This window comes from Promicromonospora sp. NPDC023987 (assembly GCF_040639055.1).
Taxonomy (GTDB): domain Bacteria; phylum Actinomycetota; class Actinomycetes; order Actinomycetales; family Cellulomonadaceae; genus Promicromonospora.
In genome coordinates this window covers 14,897-41,797 of the sequence record NZ_JBEZZF010000052.1, presented here as the reverse complement: position 1 = coordinate 41,797, position 26,901 = coordinate 14,897, and the positions used below count along the sequence as shown (strand labels likewise).

The 26,901-nt window shown below is 68.1% G+C and carries 24 protein-coding genes and 1 pseudogene; 14 read left to right on the top strand and 11 right to left on the bottom strand.

Features of this window, described 5'->3' with window-relative positions; genetic code table 11:
- Positions 1–612 (top strand): annotated as a pseudogene (locus tag AB0F40_RS20135) (IS1634 family transposase); the annotation flags it as partial.
- Here AB0F40_RS20135 and AB0F40_RS20130 read toward each other — a convergent pair.
- The 6 genes from AB0F40_RS20130 to AB0F40_RS20105 form a co-directional block, all read right to left on the bottom strand.
- A complete protein-coding gene (locus tag AB0F40_RS20130; protein ID WP_357471555.1) occupies positions 609–839 on the bottom strand; it encodes a hypothetical protein in 231 nt (76 codons plus the stop codon). The pseudogene AB0F40_RS20135 and the gene AB0F40_RS20130 sit on opposite strands and share 4 nt — an antisense overlap.
- Positions 840–864: 25 nt before the next feature.
- A complete protein-coding gene (locus tag AB0F40_RS20125) occupies positions 865–1,878 on the bottom strand; it encodes a CNNM domain-containing protein (protein ID WP_357471552.1) in 1,014 nt (337 codons plus the stop codon).
- Positions 1,875–3,272, bottom strand: a complete 1,398-nt coding sequence (locus tag AB0F40_RS20120) for a hemolysin family protein (RefSeq protein ID WP_357471549.1) — start codon at positions 3,270–3,272, stop codon at positions 1,875–1,877. Before AB0F40_RS20120 ends, AB0F40_RS20125 begins: the two co-directional genes overlap by 4 nt.
- Before the next feature lie 406 nt (positions 3,273–3,678).
- Entirely contained in the window at positions 3,679–3,816 is a 138-nt protein-coding gene (locus AB0F40_RS20115) for a hypothetical protein (protein ID WP_357471547.1), read from the bottom strand.
- A 468-nt stretch (positions 3,817–4,284) separates the two neighbouring features.
- Positions 4,285–4,944 carry an ANTAR domain-containing protein gene (locus AB0F40_RS20110; RefSeq protein WP_357471545.1) on the bottom strand — a complete coding sequence of 220 codons (660 nt, stop codon included), beginning with the start codon at positions 4,942–4,944 and terminating at the stop codon, positions 4,285–4,287.
- A 139-nt stretch (positions 4,945–5,083) separates the two neighbouring features.
- Complete coding sequence (locus tag AB0F40_RS20105; RefSeq protein WP_357471542.1) at positions 5,084–5,770, bottom strand: PAS and ANTAR domain-containing protein; 687 nt, start codon at positions 5,768–5,770, stop codon at positions 5,084–5,086.
- A gap of 436 nt (positions 5,771–6,206) precedes the next feature.
- Between AB0F40_RS20105 and AB0F40_RS20100 the strand changes: the two genes are divergently transcribed.
- A complete protein-coding gene (locus AB0F40_RS20100) occupies positions 6,207–8,153 on the top strand; it encodes a hypothetical protein (RefSeq protein ID WP_357471539.1) in 1,947 nt (648 codons plus the stop codon).
- A 119-nt stretch (positions 8,154–8,272) separates the two neighbouring features.
- Positions 8,273–8,947: a hypothetical protein gene (locus tag AB0F40_RS20095; RefSeq protein ID WP_357471536.1), complete on the top strand. Its 675-nt coding sequence runs from the start codon at positions 8,273–8,275 to the stop codon at positions 8,945–8,947.
- Between the two features lie 36 nt (positions 8,948–8,983).
- Here AB0F40_RS20095 and mobF read toward each other — a convergent pair whose 3' ends face one another.
- Complete coding sequence (mobF, locus tag AB0F40_RS20090; protein WP_357471533.1) at positions 8,984–12,451, bottom strand: MobF family relaxase; 3,468 nt, start codon at positions 12,449–12,451, stop codon at positions 8,984–8,986.
- 535 nt (positions 12,452–12,986) lie between these two features.
- Between mobF and AB0F40_RS20085 the strand changes: the two genes are divergently transcribed.
- Positions 12,987–14,564, top strand: a complete 1,578-nt coding sequence (locus tag AB0F40_RS20085) for an NAD(P)H-hydrate epimerase (RefSeq protein ID WP_357471531.1) — start codon at positions 12,987–12,989, stop codon at positions 14,562–14,564.
- On the opposite strand, the gene AB0F40_RS20080 is transcribed toward AB0F40_RS20085, so the two are convergent.
- On the bottom strand, positions 14,491–15,723 hold the full coding sequence (locus tag AB0F40_RS20080; RefSeq protein ID WP_357471528.1) for a helix-turn-helix transcriptional regulator: 1,233 nt from the start codon (positions 15,721–15,723) through the stop codon (positions 14,491–14,493). The two genes, AB0F40_RS20085 and AB0F40_RS20080, sit on opposite strands and share 74 nt — an antisense overlap.
- A gap of 171 nt (positions 15,724–15,894) precedes the next feature.
- Between AB0F40_RS20080 and AB0F40_RS20075 the strand changes: the two genes are divergently transcribed.
- Complete coding sequence (locus tag AB0F40_RS20075) at positions 15,895–16,248, top strand: hypothetical protein (RefSeq protein WP_357471525.1); 354 nt, start codon at positions 15,895–15,897, stop codon at positions 16,246–16,248.
- Positions 16,249–16,433: 185 nt separating this feature from the next.
- On the opposite strand, the gene AB0F40_RS20070 is transcribed toward AB0F40_RS20075, so the two are convergent.
- Complete coding sequence (locus AB0F40_RS20070; RefSeq protein WP_357471522.1) at positions 16,434–16,589, bottom strand: hypothetical protein; 156 nt, start codon at positions 16,587–16,589, stop codon at positions 16,434–16,436.
- Between the two features lie 168 nt (positions 16,590–16,757).
- Here AB0F40_RS20070 and AB0F40_RS20065 point away from each other — a divergent pair, with 168 nt between their 5' ends.
- The 7 genes from AB0F40_RS20065 (at position 16,758) to AB0F40_RS20035 (ending at position 22,164) form a co-directional block, all read left to right on the top strand.
- Complete coding sequence (locus AB0F40_RS20065; protein WP_357471519.1) at positions 16,758–17,573, top strand: HAD hydrolase family protein; 816 nt, start codon at positions 16,758–16,760, stop codon at positions 17,571–17,573.
- On the top strand, positions 17,570–18,187 hold the full coding sequence (gene folE, locus AB0F40_RS20060; protein ID WP_357471516.1) for a GTP cyclohydrolase I: 618 nt from the start codon (positions 17,570–17,572) through the stop codon (positions 18,185–18,187). The genes AB0F40_RS20065 and folE overlap by 4 nt, the downstream gene beginning before the upstream one ends.
- Positions 18,184–18,687 (top strand): 6-carboxytetrahydropterin synthase, encoded by a 504-nt coding sequence (locus tag AB0F40_RS20055; protein WP_357471513.1) that lies wholly within the window; start codon positions 18,184–18,186, stop codon positions 18,685–18,687. The genes folE and AB0F40_RS20055 overlap by 4 nt, the downstream gene beginning before the upstream one ends.
- Before the next feature lie 416 nt (positions 18,688–19,103).
- Positions 19,104–19,499 (top strand): hypothetical protein, encoded by a 396-nt coding sequence (locus tag AB0F40_RS20050; protein ID WP_357471510.1) that lies wholly within the window; start codon positions 19,104–19,106, stop codon positions 19,497–19,499.
- Positions 19,399–20,322, top strand: coding sequence for a DUF2797 domain-containing protein (locus tag AB0F40_RS20045; protein ID WP_357471507.1), 924 nt, complete (start codon positions 19,399–19,401; stop codon positions 20,320–20,322). The genes AB0F40_RS20050 and AB0F40_RS20045 overlap by 101 nt, the downstream gene beginning before the upstream one ends.
- Positions 20,306–20,947 carry an AAA family ATPase gene (locus AB0F40_RS20040; protein ID WP_357471504.1) on the top strand — a complete coding sequence of 214 codons (642 nt, stop codon included), beginning with the start codon at positions 20,306–20,308 and terminating at the stop codon, positions 20,945–20,947. Before AB0F40_RS20045 ends, AB0F40_RS20040 begins: the two co-directional genes overlap by 17 nt.
- Positions 20,944–22,164: a glycosyltransferase family 4 protein gene (locus AB0F40_RS20035; RefSeq protein WP_357471501.1), complete on the top strand. Its 1,221-nt coding sequence runs from the start codon at positions 20,944–20,946 to the stop codon at positions 22,162–22,164. Before AB0F40_RS20040 ends, AB0F40_RS20035 begins: the two co-directional genes overlap by 4 nt.
- Positions 22,165–22,275: 111 nt before the next feature.
- Here the strand turns inward: AB0F40_RS20035 and AB0F40_RS20030 are convergent, their stop codons facing one another.
- A complete protein-coding gene (locus tag AB0F40_RS20030) occupies positions 22,276–23,382 on the bottom strand; it encodes a helix-turn-helix transcriptional regulator (protein ID WP_357471498.1) in 1,107 nt (368 codons plus the stop codon).
- On the opposite strand from AB0F40_RS20030, the gene AB0F40_RS20025 reads away from it, so the two are divergent.
- Both AB0F40_RS20025 and AB0F40_RS20020 read left to right on the top strand, forming a co-directional pair.
- Positions 23,374–24,453, top strand: coding sequence for a hypothetical protein (locus AB0F40_RS20025; RefSeq protein WP_357471495.1), 1,080 nt, complete (start codon positions 23,374–23,376; stop codon positions 24,451–24,453). The genes AB0F40_RS20030 and AB0F40_RS20025 overlap by 9 nt on opposite strands.
- Entirely contained in the window at positions 24,443–25,573 is a 1,131-nt protein-coding gene (locus AB0F40_RS20020) for a ParB N-terminal domain-containing protein (RefSeq protein WP_357471493.1), read from the top strand. Before AB0F40_RS20025 ends, AB0F40_RS20020 begins: the two co-directional genes overlap by 11 nt.
- On the opposite strand, the gene AB0F40_RS20015 is transcribed toward AB0F40_RS20020, so the two are convergent.
- Positions 25,545–26,900, bottom strand: coding sequence for a site-specific integrase (locus AB0F40_RS20015; RefSeq protein ID WP_357471490.1), 1,356 nt, complete (start codon positions 26,898–26,900; stop codon positions 25,545–25,547). The genes AB0F40_RS20020 and AB0F40_RS20015 overlap by 29 nt on opposite strands.
- Position 26,901 lies beyond the last annotated feature (1 nt).

Sequence of the window (26,901 nt, the reverse complement as noted above, 5' to 3'; positions counted from 1 at the left end):
ATCCCCGACGGGCACGTGTTCACCCAGCCCTGGCCCGCCAGCCCGTCAGACAAACGCCGCGACCACACGTACTACTACGCCTACTCTGCCGCCCGTGCCAAACGCACCCTGCACGGAATCGACGAGCAGGTCCGCAAGGCCGAGCACGCCGTCGCAGGAAAGACCGCCGTGAAGCGGAACCGGTTCGTCAAGCTCACCGGCGCCAAGAAAGCCGTCAACCGCGACCTGGAGACCAAGGCACGGGCGCTGGCCGGGATCAAGTCCTACGTCACCAACCTCGACGACCCCACCCCCGAGCACGTCATCGCGACCTACTCCGCGCTGCTCAACGTCGAGAAGTCGTTCCGCATGAGCAAGTCCGACCTCGCCGCCCGGCCCGTCTTCCACCACGTCAGGCACTCGATCGAGGCGCACCTGACGATCGTGTTCGCAGCCTTGGCCGTGTCCCGGTGGATCGAGAACACGACTGGCTGGTCGATCCGCAAGTTCGTCAAGACCGCCCGCCGACACCGCGAGGTCACGATCACCGCCGGCAGGCAGACGATCACCGCCGCTGACCCGCTACCCGACGACCTGCAGAAGGCCGTCGACCTCATCCACCGCACGCACTAATTGAGCCAAGTCGGGAGCTCCGGGTAGCCGTCGGCGGCGGACACCGCGGTCATGACGATGCCGCTGAGCGAGGTGAAGACGCCGAAGAACACGGCGCCGAAGATCGCCTCGCCCCAGCCGGTCCGGTCGGCCAGGACGTCGCCGAGCCCGGCCAGCCGGATGCTGCCCAGCACGGTGATCAGGGCAGCACCCGCGAAGACGAGGATCGCGAGCAGCAGCGGTGTCATCCAGTCCTTCCTAGCCGACTGCTCCTCAGGCGGCCGCGATCGTGCGCGGGAAGATCCGGGCGAGCACGTCCGCCAGGGTGATCACCCCGCGGCCGTCCTGGGTCGATACGACGGCGAGGTGGTTGCGGGTCTCGCGCATCGAGGCCAGGGCGGTGTGCAGTGGCGTGGCCGGATCCAGGGTGTAGGCCGGGCGTGCCAGGTCGGTGACGGGCCGGTCGTCCGGTTCGAGGAGCACGTCGCGCACGTGCACGACGCGGGTCGGGTTGCCGTCGTCGTCCTGTACCAGGATGCGCAGGTGTCCGGACCGGTCGGCGGCGGCACGCACGTCGGCGGCCGTGGCCGTTCCCGGGACTGCGACGGGCTCAGCGTGGCCCGCTACCAGGTCGGCGACCGTGAGACGGCGCAAGTCCAGGGCGCCGGAGAGCTGGTCGGAGTACACGGCATCCAGCGCGCCCACGTTCGCGGAGTGCTCCACCAGGTGGCGCAGGTCGTCGGGGCTGCGCCCGGAGGCCACCTGCCCGGTGGGCTCTACGCCCACCCGGCGCAGGCACCAGTTCGCGGCCTCGTTCAGTGCGATGAGCGCGGGCCGGGTCAGCCACATGAAGCCCCTCATTGGCAGGGCGAGCAGGGTGGCGGACGTCTCCGGGTGGGCGATGGCCCATGACTTCGGTGCCATCTCGCCGACCACCAGGTGCAGGAACGTGACGATGATCAGTGCCAGGACGAACCCTGCGACGTCGGCGATCCAGTGCGGTGCACCCCACGTCTCCACGACGGGCGTGATCCAGTGGTGTACCGCTGGCTTGGTGATAGCGCCGAGCGCAAGGGTCGCGACGGTGATGCCGAGCTGGGAACCCGCCAGGAGCACGGTCAGCTCGTTCGAGGACCGTAGCGCGGCGCGCGCCGACCGGCTGGATGCCGCGGCGTCTTCCAAGCGGTGCCGCTTGGCGGCCAGGACGGCGAACTCGATAGCGACAAAGAATGCGCTGGCGGCGATGATCAAGACCGTGGCGATAGCCACGATGACGGGGTCGTTCATCGGGTTGCCTCCTCGGCCTCGGTGGTGGCTCCATGGACTGTGCCGCGCGAGCGCTCCTGCACGGTGACACGCACCTGTGCGGGCACGTGCCGTGTGACTTCCAGGACCTCGACGTGAAGCACGCGGTCGGGTGGCGGCTCGTTGGTGGCCAGATCGGCCGGGTCATCGGGCAGGTCGATGTCGACCGACTCGCCCACGGCGAGCAGCGAGCCATGAGTTGCGACGGCAAGTCCGGCGATCGTCTCGTGCTCGGTCTCGGGCAGGTCGTGTCCGACAGCACGCTCGACCTCGTCCAGGTGCACGTCGCCGGCCATGGTCCAGATGCCGTCGTCGTCGGAGGTGAGCAGCGGCTGCTCGGGCTCGTCGTGCTCGTCGGTGATCTCACCGACCAGCTCCTCGGCCAGGTCCTCCAACGTGAGTACACCGGCGAAGCCGCCGTACTCGTCCACGACGCACGCCATCTCGTTCCGGCTGGTCGACAGCTCACGCAGTGCGTCGGGCAGGGCCATCGCGGTGGGCAGGACCAGCGGCGGGCGGGCGACGGCGGTGACCGGGGCGTCATCGGGTACGTCGCCGGAGAGCAGGTCGGTCAGGTGCACGACGCCGACTGCGTCGTCCTGGGTCACCACCGGGTACCGAGAGTGGCTGCGCGCCATGAGCGCCTTGACCTCGCCAACAGTCGCGTCCGGTTCGACGGTGTCCACGTGGGAGCGCGGGATCATGGCGTGCTCGACGTCCTGGCGCGGGAAGTCGAGGATGCGGTCGAGCAAGTTGGACAGGTCCGTCGGCAGGTCGCCGCTCTCGCGGGAGTCAGCGACGATGTGCTCCAGGTCGCGGGCGGTCGCGGAGTGCTCGACGTCGTGCACCGGCTCGATCCGCAGCAACCGGAGCAGGGCGTTGGAGGCGGCGTCGAACACTCGGATCAGCCAGCCGAAACCGGTCAGATACATGGTGGTCGAGCGGGCCAGCCAGAGCGAGACCGCCTCGGGGCGGGCGATCGCGAGGTTCTTCGGGAACAGCTCGCCGAAGAGCATCTGCACCACCGTGGACAGCAGCAGCGCGGCGACGGTACCGATCGCGACGCCGACGCCGGTCGGCACACCGACATCGTCCAACCCGTCGCCGACGGCGGCGCCGACCAGAGGTTCTGCCACGTAGCCGACCAACAGGCCGGTCACGGTAATTCCCAGCTGCGCGCCGGACAGCATGAAGGAGGTGCGTCGGGTCACGGAAAGGGCGCGGCAGGCGGTGGTGTCGCCGGCTTCAGAACGGGCCGCCAGGCGAGAGCGGTCGACCGCCATATAGGCGAACTCCTGCGCCACGAAATATCCCGTGAGCACGGTGATGGCCAGGATCACTACAACGCCGAGCAGAAGGGAGAGCACCCAGATCATCGAGCGCACCTCCCAAAGAGTCGCGCGCGTGCCTGGGTGTTCGTACTTCGACTGTCGTCCATGGTCCTTCCGGGATCAGGGTGTCAAAGGCAGCACCCACAAGGGCACCGCCGATCCCAACGTACCGGTTACACCGTGCGTTCCACCCGACGACTGATCGGCGCCTCGCAATGCTGAGGACGCCGCGCCACTCGCCGCCGCGTGTCGGTGCTCTCGATGAGGCCGGCCAAGCTGGGCCCACCCTGCCCTGGCCGGGGTGCGTGTCCGCTCGCCAGGAAGTGACCCGGGCCCGGCAACGGTGCACACCATGTAGTCCTGCACCCGGTCTGCGACCCGGGTCGCGCGACCGTCGGCGATCCGGAACAAGCCGTAGTGCGTTCCCGCGTTGACGGCACCGTCACCCAGGTCAGCCCCCGATCCCGTGGATGTGCCCCATCTGCGGAGCAGCACCAGTGTCGCCCTCACGCAGACTCTCGGCAGCCAGCCTCGGGATCAGGAGCGCGGCCACGATAAATCCGACGGCGAGCGTGATCATCACGGTCATGACAATGAACTTTGGTCGAGCCACAGGGGGGCCTTTCTATGCAGCATTCCGATCGGGCGCAGTGCAGCTGCCCGTAGTCGTCGGGCTATGTTTCGGGGCTGAGGAAACTGCGGTCGTCGCCATCGTCATTGTGACGGCCGCGCGTGAGCACCGTGGTCGCCACCCAAGATCACCAGTACCAGGATGATCGCGCCGATGGGCACAGCGAGCGAGGTTGGGATCCCGGCCACCGTGGTTTAGTGCTCGCCCCTTGTCGCTTGGGGGAGCGCATCGCAACGTCAACCTGTCATCCAGGAAATGCGATACAAGACTGGCGGCTGTTGTTTCCTTGCCAATCTCGGTCCCTGTTCGCCCAATCACTGATCAACTCGCGGAAGAAAGACTTCCATGACGAGGCAACAGGGTTTCGCGCCCATCATGGTCACCAGCGTTCGCGTCTTCGACGGGCGTCCTCCAGCGGCGTCGTTGCTAAACATCGCAAGAGAATGTCAGACCTCGTTCGAGCACGTCCACGGCGACGGATCGCAGGCTCGTCGATCGTACGAAGGCTTTAGCCCTGATCACCGCGAACGCATCCTCTGTGCGTATCCCTAGTTGGGCGATGACCATTCCGGCTGCCCGATGGAGCAGTGCTCGCTCTGACCAATCAAGGAACTCGGCGTTCGCCAGGAGGTACGCCCCGGTGATGTCGGCGAGGACCTGCAGGTCCTTCGCACTACGAGTTTGAGCATCCGTCACGTAGAGGCTGAGCACCCCGACAACGCTGCCCGCCGCCCGCATCTGCACCGCGTAGAGCGTCACCTCACCGCCGACCGATCCAGCCAGCTGAGAGAAAACGGGATACTCGTCCACCACCTCATCGGTGCGCATGACCACCAGCTGGTCCTCGGCCATCGCCTGGTGCACCGGGCCCTCGCCCAGGACCTCCTGAAGCGGTTCGAGGTCCTCGAACGTCCCTGGTGTGCTGACGGCGACTCGATCGTCCGGCCCGGCCGCGACCGTCAGGGCACCGCCTTGCGCCCCGGAGGCGTCGACGCATGCCTCGCACAGCCTCATCGTCCACGTACGGTCGGTTTCAGCTTTGGCTAGAGATCGCGCGAGCATGCTCAGAAGTTGCGGCGCATTCATCCGTGCGTCACCTCCTTTGCCCCCAGCCTCACTCTCGCACCACGACTTCCCAGTCGCATGGCCCGCTTCGTCACCGTCGACGAAGCGAGAACAGAATAGCCGCCGCGCCGCTCGGTGGAACTTCCGGACCGTCGGAGCGTCAGAGGTCGTCCGGCCGGATCGGGTCGGCCAAGAACTTGTCGATGGCCTCACTTGTCGGGAACACCGTGACATCCGGCCCGGAGAACAGCTGCACCATTGAGTAGGCGATGTCCCGGACGGCGATGTTCGACTGGTTGGACGCCTCACGCAGCTGGTCGAACGCCGCTTCCTCGTCGATGCCATGGATGACCATGAGCACGCCCTTGGCCTGCTCGATGACCGACCGCCGCTCCGAGGACGCCTGGATCGAGGCCGTCGCCTCGCGCGACGCCGCTTCGCGTTGCGCCTTGGTGACGTCGATGAAGTACCCGAACAGCTCGGTCACCTTACCCGTGACGGGGTCGCGCTGCCCTTGCCCGGTCACGGCCAGCGTGCGGGTCATTCCTGCCGCGTCCACGATGCGGTGCACTGAGCTGAACGGCTGCCCCGTCTCCGCGGCCTGTCGAAGGACGCCGTCGACCCGGGCGCGGTCGTCCGGGTGCTTGTGCGACAGCATCAGGGGCGTTGTCGGCACGATGTCGCCCGGCGCGAAGCCGTGCATCACGTACACCTCGTCGGACCACGCCCACTCACCCGTCGCCAGGTTGAGCCGGTAACGCCCGACCGGTGGCCTAGCGCCTCCACCGAGCACCTCTTCAATATCGCTGTCCGACGGCGGTTGGCCGGACCCGGGCGTGAAGTTCATGAAGGTCCTCGCGGGGGCTGAGTCTTACGGCCGATGCCCCTACTGAGGAGGGCACAGGACCTGATGGTGGTCACCATAGCGTGGAGCGGGACCGTCAGCAGCAGACCACATCCTGTCGATCGGCACTGCTTACGGGGGACGCTCACTGCCAGTGCTGGCCGTAGCCGCCTCGCCACGTCGAACCCCTACGCATGCCACGGTTGGACGGTGTACTCGCGAGCGGCGTCGATCACTCGCCACGCGGCCCTGAGCCGGCTGGGGGGGGACTGCCCCAGGAACGGTGGGACGATTTCGGACACCGGCATTGACGGCTCCAGTCACCGACGACCAGCCTTGGACCGTCCGGGGCGAAAGCGACAACCGACTCCTGAGTGCGCGTTCGCTCGTGAGGCGGCCGACGCGGGTTCGATGGTCGGAACCAGGTGTGGAGGTTGGCTTGGCAAGCTACGAGGCGCCGAACGAGCGCCAGGTCGAGGTCCTGAAGTGGATCGGCGAGGGCTGTCCACCACGCGAGTGGCCAGACTTCACGCACAAGACGAGCGCTCTCGCCCTGCAGAACCGCGGGCTTGCCTCCGTGAGCAAGAAGGGCGGGGTCTGGTCGGCTCAGATCACCGATGCAGGCGAGCGGCTCCTTGCTGGCGAAGCCTACGAGTCGGTCCGTCCCGCGAGGAAGAAGACGAACGCTCGACAGGCCACGAACAAGGAACTCAGACGAGGATCAGGCCAGGCACAGCCTGACGCCGACGCCCGGCGACGCCGGTCCATTGCTTCAGCATTCCTGAAGCGGATCGACGAGGCAGCCGGTGTTCTATTTATCGAGGAGCCGAGCGCGGAGGATCGGGCGGAGGTCCGTCAGGGCATCAGTGCTGCCGAGGCTACCGGCACCGTGCCGACCGGCAAGGTGCTCCGTGCGGTCGGCGTCCGCGCCGGGCCATTGACCGTGAAGCTGGTGGCCTATGCGCCCGTCGATGCTCACATCAGCCCTCGGCAGTACGACGTCCTCGCGTGGATCGCCGAAGGATGTCCGGACGGCCGCTACGAGGATGTTTCCCACCGCCAGACCGCACGCTTGCTACACGGTCGCGGGCTAGTACAGGTCGCCGGACGCGGAGACACGTGGACAGCGCATATCACCGACCGCGGGCAACAGGTGCTCGTGCACCAGAAGGACCGTGTCGACCAAGAACGCTCCATCCAGGAACGACAAGCGCGTCAGGCCGATGCGCGACGACAGCGGGATGCTCAGGATGTCGAGCTAGCGAAGGCATTGGTCGCCGAGCTGTCTGAGGCCGGCGACCGCGTCGATGTGGGACATCGGTACAGCCCCGGCCTACATCGAATCGTCGGACTCATCACGAGCGAGGGACTGGTCGCCACGGGGCGACGGGTGGTGTTCGAACCGACCATGATGGACGAGCGCCTGGGGTACACGGTGTACTTCGCCCCGGATTTCGACGTCCAGATCGAGGCACGCGCTGTTCCTGTGCCGGCCCAGCTGCGCCTTGCGTCCTCAGCCGTGATCGCGTTTCGTGATCGTCGCGACCGCGTCAGCAAGTCGGCAATCCCGCGCGCAGCACGCATCCTGCAGGCGATCGTCGACGCTGTCCAGGAACGTTCCTGGAGCGCTACGACGTTCGACCGTGGTTACCGCATCCAAGGGCGTGATGCTCATGAGTTCGACCTCACTCTCGGCCTGGGACGTCTGGAACGTCATGTCGTGATCTGGGAGCGCAATGGAAAGGCACGGGGCGGCCCTGCCTTTGTCGAGCAGTCCACCTATCCGTACGACTGGCGCTCTCACGGGGAGACCAAGGTAGTTCGGAATCGGGACTTTGAGCAGACCGGCGAGCTGATACTGCGAATGAATAAGGACCGAGGCGACGACCGCTACCGCGGGTCAGACTCGGTGTGGCAGGACAGCAAGTCGCGCACGTTGGAAAGCCAGCTTCCCGAGGTACTACGCCTCTTGGACATCGCCGCCGCTCAGGCTGACTGGGAGCGTTCGGAGCTTCAACGACGGCAGGTCCTCGTCGAGCAACGGTGGACGCAGATCCGTGCGCAGGCCGTCCAGGACTACTCGTACGACGAGCGCGTACAGCAACTCGAAGACGAACTCGCACGGTGGGACTCCGCTCAACAGATGCGGGCCTACTCCGACGCCATCCTGTTCACGAGCTCGAGCGGCAGGTCCAACAGCCGGATCGAGGCCAGAGCCTGGGCCGAGTGGATCCGAGTTCACGCCGACAACATCGATCCGCTCAAGGGACCGCTCCGGCCACCTTCCGTGCCGGACGTCTCGGACGCCGACCTGAAGGATTACCTGCACGGCTGGAGTCCGTACGGTCCGCGGGACGGATTCGGATCTCGATCGCCTTGGTCATGAGCGCCGCAGTTCAGTGCGAAATTTTGGGCCATGCCTTCAAGAAACCAGTGTCGCGCCGTGCTCATGGCTAGGCTCATTTCCCTTACCCGCACCTGTGTCGCTCCCCTAGGGTCAAGCGTGTGACGATCACCAAGGCACCCGACTCAACGACGATCGCAGCACAGGTCAAACGGCTCTTGCGCCTCGGGATCGATTTCCAGGCAGCCCTGACCGAGTCAGGCGAACCTCGACTCACACCAGGGCAGTTCGAAGTGTTCCTCGGCTCGCTCGCCTGGCTGACCCACGCGCCGATGCCCGAGACTGAACACCCGGCGCGCGCTGCACTCATGGAAGCCGCCTCAGCTCTCACCGATGTCGATGACGACGTCGTCTCCCGTTGGGTGTCCGTCGTGATCCCGTCCGTCCATCACGCTCACATCCGCTCCCTCGAAGCGGATCTGCGGTCGGCGAAGGACCTATATCGGCACGAGAACGGCGAAGGATCCCGCCGGCGCCTGGAACAGGCCGTGACCATGGTGTCGAAAGCCGAAGACATCCGAGACACGAACCTGGTTGGCATACCCGCCGTCGCACCGGCGGACGTCGCTGAGGTCACCGCGCGACTCGATCAAGAGAGGAGAGACCTCGCACTATGCATGTCAGCCGAGTCACGGGCAACCCTGGCCGATATCACGGGGCCTGAAGAGGCTGACCAGATCACAGCGGAGGTCGCCGAGCAACACACGGCAAGGATCGCAGCACTTGAGAATCGCCTCTCGCCTCGCACCTCACGCCCCGGCAGCGATGCAACGTAGCTCCTAGCGCACAGCAAGTGGACGACATCAACGAACCTACAGGCCAGGGACGGGACGCATTCCCGACTGCGAACGGCCCCGAACCTCTGGACGATTCACGCGTTGCATGGCTGTTCGGGCGGCATCGCGGTCTCGGCCTTGACGGAGGTCACCGCCCGGCGATCCGAGTGGTACTGGCCCGGTGACGTCGTACCTGTCCCGGTAGGCCGCAACCGCCCCGACAGCCCTGGACCAGGCTTCTCGGCCAGGCCCATCGAGTGGCTCACGACCGATCCGCTCGACCCAGGCTGCCCGAGTCCGGATTGCGGACCTGGCCAGCGCGGTAGCGCGTTCACGGATGAGTCGGGCTCGTTCCTCGAGGGCCTCGCGCGCGTCGTCGGACATGGGTCCGAGGGCAGGCGGAATCAGGCCGGCGATCAGCTGCGCGGGACGGCGCGATCGTCCTACGCGTCGTGGAGTGTCGCGGGCGAGCCGGGCCAGGACGACGGCGCAAGGATCGTCGGCGTCCAGGAGGTGGCGTTGCCTGACGGCACGAGCGAGTGTGGCGTGGGCGTCGTGTCCGGCCGCTTCAGTGCGGCGGAGCTCGGCACACAAGGACCAGAACGAATCGCCTTCGATCGCGGTACGCGCCTCGGCGGGCATGAGACTGCCGTCTGTGACGAATGTCCGCAGGGTCAGGTCGGCCCAGCGGTCACGCTGGGCGAGGCTTGCGATGGTGTCGTACTCCGCGGCGAGCTGTGCGATGCCGGTCCACTTGTCGTGCTCGGCGACCCGGGTCTGCTGGGCAGACAGTTCGGCACCGGAGTGCTGGAGCACCCCGAACAGGATGCCATGGGCGGTGGTCTCGTCATCGGGCCGGGGGTTGTGGTCGATGGTGGGCTCGTCCAGCGCGACGTACGCCATGTTGGTGTCGCGCCCTCGGGTCATCGCGACATAGAGGTTCTCCCGGGTCGTGGTGCGAGTGACCAGGACGTGGGAGGAGTCCACGGTCAGGCCCTGGGCACGGTGGGCGGTGACCGCGTATCCGAGGTCGAGGTATTCGGCGACATAGTCTGCGGGCAGGCGCACGCTGGCGTCAGGCCCGTTGCCATCGCGATGTGCTTCGACCGCACCGTCCGGATGGATGTAGGTGATCTGCCAGCGGTCGCCGTTGCGGACGAACCCGCCATCGAGGTCGTCGGTCGCAGTGGTCAGGGTGCGGTCGTTGCGACGGGTGATGACCAGGTCCCCGGCAGAGGCGCGGTCTCCGTCGGCCAGGGGTACGTCGCGTCCAGCGCTGGTGAACCCGGCGAGGATGCGGTCGGCGCGAGCGCGCTGGTTCAGGTCACGCACCACGGTGCTCGCCTCGGCGACAAGCACGCTGGACTCCCCTGCCTCGATGGACCGCTGCCAGGCGGAGTACGCGGTGTCGATCATGTCCGCGGTGGTGCCCTCTGTGATGCGGTCGTGCTCGTCGTACGTGCCGATCACAGCCGGGTCGCCGTCGCGCAGCGCGAGGGAGGCGGTCTTCTCCCAGTCGTTGCGGAACCGGTGCACTCCGGTCAGGGTCGGCGCGCACCCGCCCGCGTGCGTCGTGTTCTCGGTGGCGGCCGTGTTGCGGGCTTCGACGAGCATGCCGAACGCCCCACCGGCGTCTACGGACTGCAGCTGCGCCGGATCGCCCACCAGCAGTACCTTCGCGCCCGCGTGTTCGGCGGCGGTGGTGATGCGGTCCAGATCCATGGTGCTCGCCAGGGACGCTTCGTCCACGATCACCAGCTGCCCCCGCGCGAGCTCGGCGTACCCGTGCTGGTGGGACGTGAGCCACCGGGTGGTGGTGTCGCACGGGATACCCAGGTCGTCGGCCAGGACTTTCGCGGCGGCGGCCGACGGCGCCAGCCCGATCACCGACCTCTCGCCGTGCTCGTAGTACCACGCGGTCAGCAGGGCAGACATCGCGGTGGTCTTCCCGGTGCCGGCCGGGCCGACCAGCACCTCCACCACACGCCCTGAGGTCGCGATCGACACCAACGCCGCAGCTTGCTCCGCGGTGAGGTAGTGCCCCCGGTACCGGGCCCGGGCCGCCACCCGCAGCCCACTCCGACTGCACACGGGGCCGGTGGTGTCCTGGGCGCGGGTCAGGAGCCGGGTCTCGGCGGCCATGATCCGGGTGTTGGAATACAGGACGTGATGCCGCGGCCTCAGCGCGCTCGACCCGTCAGCGCGTAGCAGCATCTCCGGGGTGGGCGCGAGCTCCGGCGGCGTCAGCGGCAGGGACCTTGCCTGGGCCGCGGCCACGACCCGGGATACGAGCTGTTCGCGATCCTCATGGGACGTGAGGCGGACGCCCATGGTCTGGCGGGTGGCCTCAGCCCACAGGTTCCAGTACATCCACGTGGCGCGCTGCTGAGAGACGACATCGACGACCCGGGTGCCCAACTTGTCGACGAGATCTGCCGAGACGTCGTCGGCGCGGAAGGCGTGGCCCAGGCCGGAGGTGATCACGTCGTGCGCCCACGCCGTGGTACCACCGAGGTGAGGCTCGGCGCGGTGGTGCCATTCGGCGGCCAGGTCGACCAGGGACCGGATCTGCTTCTCCGGCCGCGTCTCCAACGTCGCCTGCGACCGCAGCTTGTTGATCGTCTCGGGCGACGGGCGCCGCCCGTGGCGGGCCTCGTACCGGGCGACCAGTTGATCGGTGCGGACGTCGACGTCCCGCGACCGGGAGGAGAACTCCTTGATGAGGTTCTCCGGGACGCCGGTGATCTCCCACGCCTTCGTACGCCGCTCGCCTCGATCGCGCTGGTCCCAGCCGATCCCGAAGGTGCCCGTGAGGCGGTCCATCAGGACGGCGTTGTAGTGCTCCGAGAGCGCCACCTGCGCCTTGTACATCGCCCGAGAATCCAGAGTGCGCCACTGACCGTCGATCAGTGTGCGGACCTTGTTGGAGATGACGAGGTGGGTGTGTAGCTGCGGGTCGTGCGCTCGCGAGTCCCAGTGGTCGTACGCGACAGCGGCTACCCCGGCGACGTCGACCTGGGCGGTACCTGCGTGGCCGATTCGGGTGGCGGCGATCTCGCGCTCGAAGAACTCCACCACTTCCGCCATCGCGGCGTGATGCGCGGCCAGGATCATGGCCTGGTTCTGGTGGTCGGCAAGGCCCCACAGGACCGAGACCGACTTCGGCGCCGAGAACGTCAGATCGAACCCCGCCACAACCTTCCGGGCACTGGACCCGGCCGCCTCCGGGAACGTCAGCCCGAGCGGCTGCTCCGTGACCGGGTCCAGGCCGACGCCGACCAGGCGTTTGAGGTGTTCCTCAGTCACTGTGTCACCGGGCTTCAGGCTCCCTTCGCCGAACTCGGCGATGCCCTTGCCGAGCCACTGGCCCGGGGGTGTGCCGGCCTCGGTGTAGTAGCGGAGCACGGCCGACGGATCGGCGAGGTCGCAGTCTCCGCGCACGACCGAGCGCAGCAGGTAGCCGACTCCGTCTCCTGCCGCGACCACGCTGATCGAGACCGTCACACCAGTCAGGTGTGCGGCACGTTCCAGCCCCGCAGCGGTTATCGAAACGCGCCCCGACAAGCCGTCGGCAATCGCCACCAAGCGACTCGATCCGCCATTGGTGCCAGAGGTGTGGTGCGCGGTGGGGAGGTTGCTAGTGCAGGCGGGGTGGAGGCGATTTGGGGGGTATGGGGTGCGGGGAGGTATGGGAGGCGTAGGAAGGTCGGGGCGGAGCCAGCTGGGGTGGGCTGGGAGTGGAATGGTCGGTTGGCTCGGGGCGAGTCAAGAAACGGGGATGGCATGAGACGCGGGGTGGGTCCCCGCCTATCGCCGCCGCGCCCGGCCTCCCGGGATCACCGTCGCGGAGTCAGCACCACATGCTCGCTGTGCCCATCGGCGAGGCTTGAATCAGCCGAAGACGATGTCGCGATACCGGTCCCGGATGTGCGCGAGGTGACGCAGGTTGGCCGCGACTTGGTCCGGGTCGGTGAAGTCGGTGCAGGCGGTGCACGTGGTCGGGTAGCACGCGACTCTTCTGGTGTGACACGGTGTCGCCGTGACCTCCGGCAACGTGATCGATGCCTACAGCAGCGTGCAGGTACAGACGGCCGTAACGGGCGCGCTGGGAGTGGCGCGCAGCGACGACGAGTTGATCCGGAAGGCTGCGTTCGGGTTGGCGCAGGCGTGTCTGACGGAACTGCGCGACGCGTTCGGGTCAGCCCACGGACGCACCGTCGTGCTGCTGGTCGGCACAGGCAAGAACGGTGCGGACGCGATGGTCGCGGGTAAGCACCTCCGTGAGCGTGGTGTTGCAGTGCATGCGATTGCGACGGGCGGTCACGTAGATGCGATCGGCACCCGCCACCTGAACGTGCCGGCTCTCGACGCGACGGACACGGCTGGACTCAAGCAGGCGCTCGACCTGATCGCGCGCGCCGACATGGTGGTCGACGGGATCGTCGGCGACGCAATGGTTGGCGACCTGCGCGCTCCGGCGAGCGATCTTGTCGAGGCGATTCCGGATAGTGCCTTGGTGGTCGCTGTGGACCTGCCCAGCGGTGTAGATCCGGATTCGGGCGCGATCGACGGCGTTCACGTGCGGGCAGACGTCACGGTTACCTTCGGGGCTTACAAGCGGTGTCTGCTGCTGCCGCCGGCCGCGGAGGTCGCGGGGCGCCTGGTGTTCGTCGATGTCGGGATCACGCCGCGCCTCGACGCGGAAGGCCAGGTGCAGCGGCTGTCCCCTTCGGGCGTCGCCCAGAGGTGGCCGGTTCCTGGCCCCGGCGATCACAAGTATTCGCGTGGTCTGCTCGGCATCGTGGCCGGATCGGAGCGGTATCCCGGAGCGGCGGTCCTGGCGTGCCTGGGTGCGTTCGGCACGGGTGTTGGCATCGTTCGGTACACGGGTCCGCGCCACGTCGGCGACCTGATCCTGGAGCACGTGCCCGAGGCCGAGAGGTTCCCGGGAAAGGTCGACACCTACGTGTTGGGGTCGGGTGTGCTTGATGACCCGGACCAGGAACGAGCGATCGACGAGGCGCTAGCGACGGGCCTGCCCTGCGTGGTCGACGCCGGTGCGATCGAGGCCTGCGTTCGCCGTCGTGCGGCGGGCGACCGACCCACACCCGGAGACCGCGTCTTGCTGACCCCGCACGTGGGCGAGTTGGCCCGGTCGTTGGCCGCGCTCGGGCACGAGGCGACGACGGCAGACATCCTCCATCGGCCTTACGAACACGCTCTGCGCGTCGCGGAGGCGGCCGAGGTGACGGTATTGCTGAAGGGTTCGACCACCATCGTCGTTGGACCGGACGGTCGAGCGTTCAGCCAGGACGAAGGCCCGGCTTGGCTGGCCACTGCCGGCTCGGGCGATGTTCTGGCCGGCATCGCCGGGGCGCTGACCTCGGCGGGCCTTTCCGCGCTGGAGGTGGGCGCCATGGCCGCGTTCGTGCATGGGCGCGCAGCGGTCATAGCAGCTGACGACGGACCACTACGCGCGAGCAAGATCGCTGAGCACGCTCCAGGTGCGGTCCGGGAGCTGCTGGCCGAACGGGCTGCTTCGGTCAGGCCGCGAGCAGGCCGCCGCGGCGGGCGAGGCCTTGCACGTGCGGGCGGGCGCGGGCGCGGTCGCGGATGATCAGCTCGCGCAGCATCTCGCGGACGATCGTGGAGTCGTGAACTTCGTCGGTGGAGACCTGTTCTGCGTCCAGCAGGACCAGTGCTGCGGACTCGTCCTCACCGCGCCGCACGAAGCCACGGGCCGTGGAGATCAGTGCGGCTGATCTCCGTTCGACGCTCGGGATGTTGTTCAGGTTGAGGCGGGCGGACAGCTCGACCACGTCGTCCGGGCGCCCGAGCTCGGCGTTGATCGCCACAGCGTGGATGTCGACGTTCCCGGCGCCGAACTTCGTCCACGGGTCGTAGTAGCCGGGCCCGAGGGTGTTGGCTGCGTCCTGCGCGACGCGGTGCAGTGCCCAGGCGCGGCCGTCCTGATCGGACTGTGCAGCGCTGACTGCTGCGGCCAGGTGCAGCATCCCGTAGGCACCAAGGAGGTCCTTGCGCGGGTTGGCCGGGTCGATGCGGGTGTGCACCTCGTCGGCCGCGACCAGGCAGAGCCGGGTGGCTTCGTCCTGGTGCCCGGCGCGCCGGTACGGGCCTGACAGCGCCCAGGCGGACAGCGCGATGAGGTAGGGGTCGTCGGCTTCGCGGGCGATATGCGCAGCCCGGTCGGACACGACCCAGGCCAGGTCTCCGGACGGGACGTGGTGCAGCCACTGCCGGGTGATCTGGTAGGCGCCCGCCAAGGTGCGGGCGCTGCGCGCCCGGTCGGACGACATGGCGTGGGTAGCATGAGCGTCAGCGACGAGCGCGGGGAGAATCGCGCCGACGCCGCGGTGCGCCGACGGTGACTCGTGCCACATCGTCCAGGCGTCATCCACACGCCCCGCCACGTCAGCCAGGTCGGGGGCCGGATCAGTCACCGGCATCGGTCCGGCCGAACGCATGATGACCTCGCGCAGCGCGGTCACGGTCTCGGCCTGCGACGGACCAGTGCCAGGAGTCAGCGAGTCCAGCGGCCTACCGATCAGGTCGTCGACGGTGCAGCCGATGACCGATGCGATCCGGACCAGGTCGGTGAGCCGCTCGGCATGCCGCCGGCCCTGTTCCACGGCCGAGACCCACTGGACGGACTTGCCGATGCGCTCGGCGAGCGAAAGCTGCGTCACGCCGGCCGCACGACGGTGCGCGGCAATTGCCGCTCCCACGCCACGCAACAGGTCCGCGTCCTTTGTCATGTCCAACACCATAGGCGGCTCACCCAGTAACCGACAGGCTCGGAACTGCTACGTGTGTAGCAGCCCTCCTGGTTCCCTCGCTCGTAGCGTCGTGTCTCGTCGGCGGGCCGTGCCCCAGTAACGGCCCGCCGGCCAGGCAGAGCACCAACGGAGCTGCACGAGGGGGACGTGATGGGACTGCGAAACCACGATCTGGACCTGGAGAAGATCGAGCCCAATGGCTCGACGCTGGTCAACGAGCGGACACATCTCGACGGTCTGACGCGTGCGCTGGAGGACGCCTTCACAGCTATCCGCTCCGTCGGTCCCGACCGAATCGACTTGGTCACCGTGACCAAGGACCGGATCTGCATCCAGCCCGCGGACCTGGACGACGGTGAGCGGATCGCCCGTGCTCTGGGCTGCGACCTTCCGCTCGATCACCGCATGCTCGTCCCCGCACACACGCTCTGGACCGGGACCCGCCACGGCCTGGAGATCCAGGTCCGTTCGGCCCTGCGACGCCCGATCGGCGAAGAGGCATGAACGCACCAAGACCAGTCGCGATCGGATACGTCTGCGGTGCCGACGACTCCTTGGTGACGCAACAACTTGCAGAGGTCACCCGATACGTCGAGGCCGAAGGCCTGGCGCTGGCGGAGGTCCTGCACGACACAGGAGACGGGTTCACGATCAGTCAGATCGTCGAGGCCGCTCAACTGCGGCACGCCTCACAGGTACTCCTCCCGGCCGACGCCCATCTTGCCGATGCTCGCCATCGGCTGACTCAAGATCTGGCTGATCATGGCGCGCTCTGCGTCGTGATCGGTGAGCAGCCACCGGCCTCGGCCCGACCGCGGTTGCGCCCTGGTCGAACGGAGACGCACGCCCGCGCCGCAAAGCGAACCGGGTCCATCGCGCCAGCAGCTTCCGCTCTTACCTCCCCCAATTTCTCGGAGTAACCCATGGCAACGACCAGCCTGCCTACCACCGCCGCATTGGCAAGCAACGCGCCGCCATACCGACTCAGGGCACCCTTGGCGTCGAGCGTGATGATGGCTCTGGACATCGACGGCACGCTGCTCGGGGCCGGCTGGGAGGTCCCGCGCGAGACGCGGATCGCCGTCAAGGCGTTGAGACTGGCCGGCCATCACGTGGTGCTCGCCTCAGGGCGGTCCCTGGCCGGTGTACTCCCCGTCGCGCGCAGCCTGGGCCTGGCCCACGGATGGGCGATCGCCTCCAACGGCGCCGTCACCGCCCGTCTGAACCCACTGGCCCCAGGCGGGCACACCATCCAGGAAGCAACGACGTTCGATCCCGAACCCGTCGCCCGCCTCGTCGCCGCCCAGCTACCGGAGACGCAGATCGCGGTCGAGGAGACGGGATGGGGATACCGCACCAGCACACCGGTCCCGGACGAAGTGATCAACGGCCGACAGCGCCTGGTGTCGTTCGAGGAGCTGTGGAGCACGCCGACTCCTCGAGTATTTCTGCGCGGGGCCGGAGTGCTCGATCTGCTGGACTCTCTGCGTGCACTGGGAGTCACGGCGACCGCTGGCGGTCCGACGTGGGTGGACGTGACACCACCTGACCTGTCGAAGGCAACGGCGTTGGATGCGGTCCGGCAGACCCTGGGTATACCGAGCACTCACACGGTCGCGGTGGGCGACGGCATCAACGACATCGCGATGCTGACCTGGGCTGCCCGGGGCGTCGCGATGGGGCATTCCCCTGCCGAGCTGAGGGCAGTCGCCGACGAGGTCACCGGGACCATCGCAGACAACGGCGTCGTTTCCGTGCTGCGTTCTTTGCTCGCGACGTCTCCTGCCTCTATCTCCCACGATTCCACTTTCGATCGGAGCGTCAGATGAGCATCCTTGCCCAGAACCCCGACACTGCAGCCAGTGAGACCGACGCCGCACACGACGACGTCGCCGATATTTCTACGGCCGAAGCACACGCCGGGCTGATGCTCACGGCGCTCGGTCTGGATGTGTCCGACCCCGGCCTGATCGCTACGCCGGGCCGGATGGTCCGTGCCCTGCGCGAGATGACCACACCACCGCAGTTCACCCCGACGGACTTCGAGGTCACCGCAGAGCCCGGCCAGCTCGTCCTGGTACGAGACATCAGATTCGTGTCGGTGTGCGAGCACCACGTGCTGCCCTTCGTCGGTGTCGCTCACGTCGGGTACGTACCGCGCTACCGGATCCTCGGGCTGAGCAAGGTCGCCCGCGTCGTGCACCACTACGCGCGCAGGCTCCAGGTCCAGGAGCGCCTGACCCGGCAGGTCGCGGACTGGATGTCCGGACAGCTGGACGCCGCCGGAGTCGGCGTGCTGATCTCTGCCGAGCACACCTGCATGACCCTGCGCGGAGTCGGAGCGGCCGGATCCAGCACCAAGACGTCTGCGCTGAGCGGCCTGCTCCTGGACGACGTCGCCGCTCGCGCCGAGTTCATGTCGCTCGCGACAGGCCCGGCATGACCATCACCACGGCGACCCGCCACCTGGCCCGAGCACGCGTAGGCGGCCCCGGCTGGGACTTCAACGCCGCCCACACCGGCCTGCACGACGGCACCTTCGAGCCCCTGCACGGGCACACCTACCAGGTCACGCTCACGGTCTGGGGTGAACCAGACGACGCCGGGATGATCGCCGACTTCGCCATCCTCAAGAGCGCCCTGCGTGCGACCCTGACCCCACTCAAGCGCCGCACCCTGCTCGCGACCAGTACCCCTGGCGTGCTGGTGGCCGAAGACGACGAGCTGGTCCATGTCACGGGCGGCGGCGCCTTCTTCACCTTGCCGCGTCGTTGGGTCGCGCTCCTGCCGATCGCGAGCACGAGCACCGAGGCGCTCGCCGGGTACCTCGCCGACCAGCTCGCGGTGCAGCTTGCCGTCTCGTGCCCGAGCGTGGAACGGCTCGAAACCATGGTCACGGAGTCCGCTGAGTGCGCCGCCACCGTCGAGATAGTGCTCCGATGAATGTGGACCCGCTACGCCTCAGCGCCACCCTCGGACTGGGGCTGGAGACATGGCTGCATGGCGCGGTAGCACCTACGGTCGCCGTGGAGTCTGCGTGGGATGCGTGGTGGATCGCGATCCGCTCCGGCGGTCTCGTGCGCCCGATGCTCGACGGCAGGTCAGCGTGCCCGGTGTGCTCGGGACCGGTGATGACCGAAGTCGTGCGAGCGGTCCCTGAGCATCCAGGTCTGGAGTGGCGATGCGGTTGCTTTATGGCGTGGGCGTCCGCGATGCGCAGCCCGTCACCTGTACTGCGTAGGACGTGGGCGTTGCCGCAACGGCTCACCGTCGCGCTCCTCAAGCCGGGCGCCCCCGAGGCCGAGATCTGGACGCACCTGAGACGGCGATTCCGGATCGTGCATCGGGCTGAACGAACCTTGACCACTACCGACTGCGACCGGCTCTACCCCGACGCCTACGGCACGGACTTCGTCGCCGCGACCTCCGCCTACCTCACCTCCGGACCGAGCCAGGTCCTCGTTCTGGTGGGCGGGGATGACGCCGTCGTCACCGGGCTCGACGTGAAACGCGCGGTGCGCAACGAGCTGGCCACTGACAGGATGCGGAACCACCTGCACATGCCTGACACCCCCGCCGAAGCCCTGGCCGACGTCGCCCTGCTCGCCGGGACCGACACCCTGCAGAGCCTCTACGACCGCTGGGAGACACCCCATGACCGACACGCCCGCACCCGCCTGGCGGCCTACCGGGCTCGTCTGGACCCAGACCGACACCCCGGCCGCGATCCTGGAGTGGCTCTCCCCCACCGGTGAGGTGCGCTCCAGTGCCCTGGACGTCGGGGCACGGCTGGTGCTGACGGTCGGCCTGGACCGCCGATGCGTCGGGCTCTGGTGGGACGGGCGCCGCATCCCCTGCGTCGGCCAAGCACCGATCGCACCGGAAGCGAAGTCCGGTCAGTGCGAATCGTGCGCCGCGATAGCCCGTTCCCGGTCCATCGCGACCGACACGAGACTGGACGACTCACGGGAGTTCAGCGTCTACCTCGCCCATCATGGAAGCCTGGTCAAGGCCGGGATCACCGCCACGGAACGCGGACAGGTCCGACTGCTGGAACAGGGTGCGCTGTCCTCGCTGTTCCTCTCGGCCGGCTCCCTGATGTCCGCTCGGCGGTGCGAGTCCCTGCTGACCGCTGCGCTCGGCCTGCCGCAGCAGGTCCACACCGCCCGCAAGCGTGCCGCCCGTCTGGCGCCCGGAACGGCGTCGTCCCGCGCAGAGGAGCTGACTGCCGTCGCTGAACAGGCCGCTGGTCTGGACTGGCCGCCCGGTCAGAGGCGGACCAGCGCCGAGCCGGTGGACCACACGCGGGCATATGGGCTGACTGGCGACGGCGTCGCCCCAGAGCGTCAGCTCGACCCCCTGCACGTGGGCGCGACGATCAGCGGCGAACTCATCTGCCAGGTCGGGCGCGACCTGTACCTGACAGTGCCGCACGGTGTCGTGCTGCTCGATACCGGCCTGCTGCAGGGCTGGGCGCTGACCCGAGCCGACCACGACACATCGTTCACCGCACGGACCTCACCCGTGGCGCCGCCCCCAAAGCCGTCCAGAGAGACCGAGCATGACGTCCTCTTCTGATGAGCAGACGCTGAAGGGGTCTGTCGTAGGCTGCGCGGGCGTTGTCGCGGTCGAAGGCATGCCAGGCGCCGGGAAGACCACAGCGATGACCGTTGTCGCCGACCGTGGACACACCGTGCTCGGCGAGTACACCGACGACCACGCGCGGTCACTCACCTTGGCCGCGCACCCCCATCACCACGACGAGCACCCACACCTGGCGAACTGGCTCCGCAAGGATTCCCAGGCCCGCCGACTGGCCCGTGCGAGCGGCGTGGTCATGGACCGGAACTGGCTCACCGCTCTCGGCTGGGCCGCGTCCGTCGGCGGCTTGCCCGACCGCGCCGGGTGGGCATACTCCCAGCTCGTTGCCAGGCGGCTCACCCTGCCGGAGCGCTGGATCATCTTGGACTGCACCGTCGAGACGAGCCTGACCCGCCGTCGCGAACACCTCGACCTCACGCACCCGTGGGCCCGCGCGGAGCCGCTCGACCGGCTTCGCGCGTTCTACCGCGACCCTGCCGCTGCCGTCCGACCCGCGCTGCGCACCCTGGCTGATGCCCTCGCCACGGTGCCCGTGATGCGGATCGACGCCGAGGCCGACCGTGGCGCCGTCGGGCACGCCATCTGCGAGGCCACACCGTGAGGCGCGCGCTCGTCGTCGCGCTCCACGACGGCTTCTACAGCGCCGCCACCGGCGCAGGCCTGTCTAATCAGGCGCTCTTGGCAGCCGTCGCCGAGCACCTGCCCGACGGGACCGACCTGGTTGTCGCGCCCGTCCACCTCGACCCGACCAGCCCTGAGCACGACCACACCGCTCACCAGCGGAGCCTCGCAATCCTCGACCGGGTCCCGCACGAGGTCATACCGCTGAGCAACGGGACCGGCGGGCAGTCCCGGTTCGGCGGCCTGGCTGCGTTTCAGCACCTGGCCAAGGACTCAGCGCGCGTGATCAAGGACCTGAAACGCGACTACGGCAGCGGAGCACTCGTCGCGATCGACCGGCCGTTCGTCGGCCTCGGCCCTCACCTGTCCGATGACCCCTTGTGGAACATCGTCTACCTGCCACGATCGAGCGCTCTGCACCACGCCGACGTTGAGCACACGGATTGGGAGAGTCGTGGCCTGGTCGGCTGGCTGCGCGCCGGCGCGACAATCGGAGCCATCAGCACCCACATGCGCGAGCTCCTGGAGGACCAAGCAGTCCCAGAGGACCGAATCCTCGATGTACCCAACGGGCTCACCGGGGCCGTCGTCCCGCTCTCCGCTGCACCGCCGATCCCGCCCGAAGCCGAGAACGGATTCCTACTCGCGTTCGGCCGCGCCGCACCCTACAAGGGATTCGACGATCTCCTCGACGCGCTCGACCATCTGCGCTCCAGTGGCGTCCAGGTCCCGCACCTCGTGCTCGCCGCCGTCACCGACGATGACGGACCGAGTTCCTATCAACTACACCTCCGGCGCCGCTGCTCCGACCTGGCGGTCACACTCTGGACGCGCTTCAACCGCGGCATACCCGGGCTGCTCGGCCACCCCGCACTAGCTGCGGTCATCGTGCCGTCCCGCGTCGAACCGTTCGGGCGCATCCCACTGGAGGCATTCATCGCCGGAGCCGGAGCCGTTGTCGCCACCACCGTCGGAGGCCTCACCGACACCGTCATCGACGGCGTCACGGGCTACACCGCCGCGCCAAGATCCCCGATTGCCCTCGCCGATGCGATCCAGCGCGCACTCAACGCTGATCCCCAGACCATCGCGCTGATGGGCCTCGAGGGCCGGCAACTCGCCGCCGACCGGGACTACACGCGCACCATCGGCGCCCTGGTGGGGCATCTTCTCGACCGGCGCCCGATGACGTGTTGAGCAAGAGCCGGCGCCTGGAGCGATCAGGTCGTCGATTCCCCGTCGTGGCCGTGAATGCCTCGCACACGTCGTCTTGGCGCACCGCGAGGCGTGAGTTTCGCCGTAGCGCTCTTACAGTCCCGGTGCGTCCATGCCTCCGCTGTCGCGCCGACGGGACGGGCCCGCTGGGGACGGCCAGGGCTCGGGCTGCGCTGGTTGGGGCTTGGTTCGCCGTGTGGGTGCCTGCAGGTTGGTCTCGATCTCGAATGCGGTGGCTGGCCGGGTCAGGTCGGGTGGGGTCCACCGGTCTTCGTGGTCGTTCTGAAGATAGAAGGGTGTGGCTCCGGGTTCGGGGGCGCCGATGGTCAGGACTCCGTGCACGTCGGGTCGTTCGAACGGGTCCTCGATGTACCCGGGAGGGGGCGTGGTGGCGACATGCTCAGCTATCGCGCGTTCCTCGTCGCTCACTGCGGGCCTGGTGTCGCCGACCTTGGCCGCGAGCAGCTGGTAGGCGGTGATTGCGTCGAGGGCCCAGCATGCGAGGTCGTAGACCTCCATCCGCAGGACCCTCATGAACACAGCGGGCGCGGGGGCGCCGACCGTCTGGGCACGCGCTTCCAGGGCTCCGGCCTTCTCTTCTTCGCGAAGCATCGCCAGGAGTTTGCCACGGGCTTCAAATCTGCCGTAGGCGGTGATGGCAGCCAGGCGTGCTTCAAGGACTCTGCCATACCCGCCGGTGAACCACGCGACGGCAGAGGGAGCTCGCTCGGTATGGCCGGGCAGGACCTCGGCGCTGGTGTTCTTCAGCACGCCGCGCCGGACCACCCCCACGGGTGTGGATGTGGCGGTCGGGACGGTGCTGACCTCCAGCGGATACAGGATCTCGACCGGAGAGACGCCGAGCGCAGCGGCCAGCACGGTGACGTCTTGCAGGTAGATCTTCGCCCGCGGCCTGGTCTCCAGGTTCGCGATGCTCGCCCGCGCCATCGGATAACCCAGCGCGGCGGTCCGGTCGGCGACCTGCTGCGTCGTCAACCCAGCCGCCCGACGGACAGAACGTAACCGCTCACCGATGCCCGCAGTCCAGGACCTCGACCACGCCTGGCCATCATCCGGCAGACGCACACCACCAGGCTGGCCGGGTCTGATGGCGAGATCGGGGTGTTCGGGCTCGGTGGGCTGTCCCATGCGCATCAGGTTATCCCCAATGCGCGCGATCACAACACTCCAGTGATCCATGTGTCGATCTTGCACATTACCTGCTTTCCGCGTAACCTATTGCACACGCCGTGGTGTGCCGATGCGTGCCGTGGCTGGGGACTGATGATGAGCGATCAGAGCACGGGCGCGGTTCGGACGGCAGGGCCGGACCGCCACCCCGACCAGCAGCCCGCCGGTACTTCTTCGCGCCCCGACGCCGCCACGGCGCCTTCGCCCGCCGGCCGGAACGGTGGCTCCGCCTACACAGATGCTGCGCCGGAGTTCGCTACCCCAGATGGACTCCGCTCCCTACTGAACCGGCTCGCCGGGACAGGTGGTGACGCGTGGTCGACGGATCTGGAGGCCGCCGAGTTGCTCGCCTACTGCGCCGACCGGTACGGGGCACTGGCTCGCAAATACCGTCTGACGGAGCACGATGCCGCTGTCGCGGCGTTCCAAGTTCTCCGCAACGACGCGGTACGGCACGCGGACAACCCGTGGGCGGTCGTGACCGTAGCGGTAAAGCGCACGCTGGGGGCCGAGGCCCGGGCCGATCAGCTCCTGTGCTCTCCGAGCCGCGCGCGCCACCTGATGACTCACACCGACCTGCCACCTGCCCTACGTATCGGCGACCCGTCTACACCGACTGCGACACCAGCAGGTGAGACTGCCCCCTGGCTCGAACTCGCCCTCGCCACCACGAACACAGGTGCGACAGCAGCCACCGATCTAGACCCGACCACAGCCGCCACCATCGTCAGGGTCCGGGCCGCGACCCGGGCGACGATCGCGGTCCTGGTCGCGGTCGGATGGCCTCAGGACGTCGCCCTGGCCGGTTTGGAGCACATCACCACGACCCTGACCACAGCGGCCGGTGTACCCGCCGCGCGCGACCGCTTGCGCAAGGACCGCCACCCCGCAGTCGAACTCGACATCGACCGGGCAGCCTGGACCCGCCTCGTCTCTGCGGTCCTGGGCACCCCGGCGCGGCACGGCCTCCTGCACCGCGTCCTGGCTGGGCACACCGCACGCCTGGTGATTGAGCAGGACGCGCACGACCTGGCCCCGCCCCACCACCTCGAAGCCCGGGAGGCAGGACATGCCGCATGACGACAGCGACGGACTGCGACTGGACCGTGCCGTCGGCTCCATCACCGTCGGGTACCGGCACCGGCGCGAGGTCGGCGACCTCCAGGCACTGTGTGACTCGATCCGTCGTGTCGGGCTGCTGTGTCCCCTGACTGTCACCCCGGACGGCCTACTGCTGTGCGGGTGGCGACGTTTGGAAGCGGTCAAGCTGCTCGGCTGGAAGGCCGTGCCGGTGTTCGTGCGCCGTGCCACGGAAGGGCTGCGCGATCTGATCGCCGAACACGACGAGAACACCATCCGCGAACCCTTGCCGCTGGAGACCGCCGAAGAGCTGTACCGCGAGTACAAGACTGCCGAGACCGAACAAGCCGCACTCCGGCAGCAAGCCACCCGCTTCAAGGCCGACAAGAACGCAGCCAACGCAGGCTGGAAGGACGGCAACGCGAAGGGTGGGGGCAAAAGGGGCAACAACGGCCCCGCCGAATCGGCGGGACCGCATCAACAAGAAGAGTCCGTTCCGGGCCGGCATGGTGACGCGCGCTCCAAGGCCGCTCAGATGGTGACCGGCACCAAGTCCTACACCCGTCTCGAACACACTGGCCGGATCAAGGACACCCGCGACGACCTCACCATGCCCGAGCACATCCGCGCCATGGCGGAGAGCGCCTGGAACGACATCACGACCAATGGCACCTCCCCCGAGAATGAGTGGAAGCAGGTCCGCGCCGCGATCACCGAACACCACGCCGCCAACGCCGAGCCCCTGGATGGCGACGGACAGGACGATGCCGCCGAGCTGGCCGCCATCGCGCAGGCGGCCCTTGCCCGGCCACGGACGCCATCCTCCATGACACCCACGTCTGGTGACGCCGGCAAGGCAACCGCGTCGGGCACGGTACGCCCCCTCGCCGCGCTAGTCGCCGCGGTCAGCGAGTGGATCGACCACGCTGACGTCGACGCTCTCGGCGCAGCTGCGAACAGCAGCGACCTCGCACACCTGCACCGCATGACCGAGCGGCTCGACCACCTTTGCACCGGGGTCCACGCTGCCCGCCACAAACGCCACCCTGCGCTCCGGCGCCAGAAGCCAGCTGGAGCACAGAACCACGCCGTCAACGAAGAACAGCCCCCGCTCTGGTAGCCACTGGGCTCTCCAGGCGCCTCGTCGCAGGCTTGGCAGCAACCTCGGCTCGCGGCACCTTCGCGGCTTCTTCCTTGCCGATGTCGACCATCTCCTGCAGCACAGCCGACGTGTCCGGCGCCAGCCGCAGACGCTCGATGTAGTACTTCCCGGTCACCCCGGCCTCGATCTTGTGCCCCAGCAGTGCCGCCGCGTCCGCCGCGCGCATCCGCCGCGCGACATAGGTCGCCGCTGTGGACCGCAGCAAGTGGGGATGCACCTCGCCCGTCATCTTCGCCAGGGCCAGCGCGGACCGGAGGGTGCGACGGAGATTGGCGGTCGTCTGCTCCTTCGGCACCGCTCGTTCGTCCTTGAACCGACGCGAGGGAAACACAGGCATCTCAGCGCTCGTCACCGCAGGGCGGATCTGCTCCATCGACTCAACGACGAACGGCGGGATGATGAGGACCCGCTCCCCCGCATCGGTCTTCGGCTTGGGCTGACGCACCGTACCCTGCCCCTTCACGTCCGTCAGGGTCGCTTCCACGGCAATCGTCGGCAGTCCGTCCGGGGACAGGTTCACCTCGCCCCAGCGCAGCGCCATCACCTCACCGATACGCATCCCGGTCCCGAGCATCACATCGACAGCCGCGGACAGTTGACCCGTCGGCTTCGGCCCGGGCTTGCCCACGCGGTCCTTCTCCCACGCCCGGACCGCGACCCGGAGGCGGTACACGTCCATCACCGTCATCGCCTTGGGATCCGGCTTCTTCCGCGCTGGCACGATCGTCTTGCGCATCGGGTTATCCCGGATGGCGTCATGCACCACCGCGCGATCGAGCACCATGCAGAGCGCGGAACGCACCTGCAGCGTGGTGGTCACCATCTCCTGCCCCTTGGCCTGCCGCTCTTTGGACTTGCCCAACTTCACGATCCCGTCCACGAACGCCTGGCACAGGGCAGGCGTGAGCTCGTTCAGCCGGCGCTTGCCCAGGGTTGGCACCACGTGGTTTCCCAACAGCCGCTCGTACTCGTCCACAGTCTGTGGACGGATCGGCGGGCGCGGCCACTCCGAACGCACCCGCATCTCCGCGACCCACTGCCGGCACGCCAGCCCGACCTTCGAGTTGGGCTTCAGGTCGTCCGAGCCGCGGGCCGCGCTCAGCCGCTCCACGACCCCCTTCTGGACCTTCAATCGAGCCGCATCGTCCGTCGACGCGTTGCGGGATACCCACGTCTCGGTGCCGTCCCACAGGCACAACCGAGTGCGTCCACGCCACGCGTTCGGACCGTTCTCCTGGAGGAAGATCTCGCCGTGCTCGCCCGGCTGCAGCTTCTGCTTGCCCATG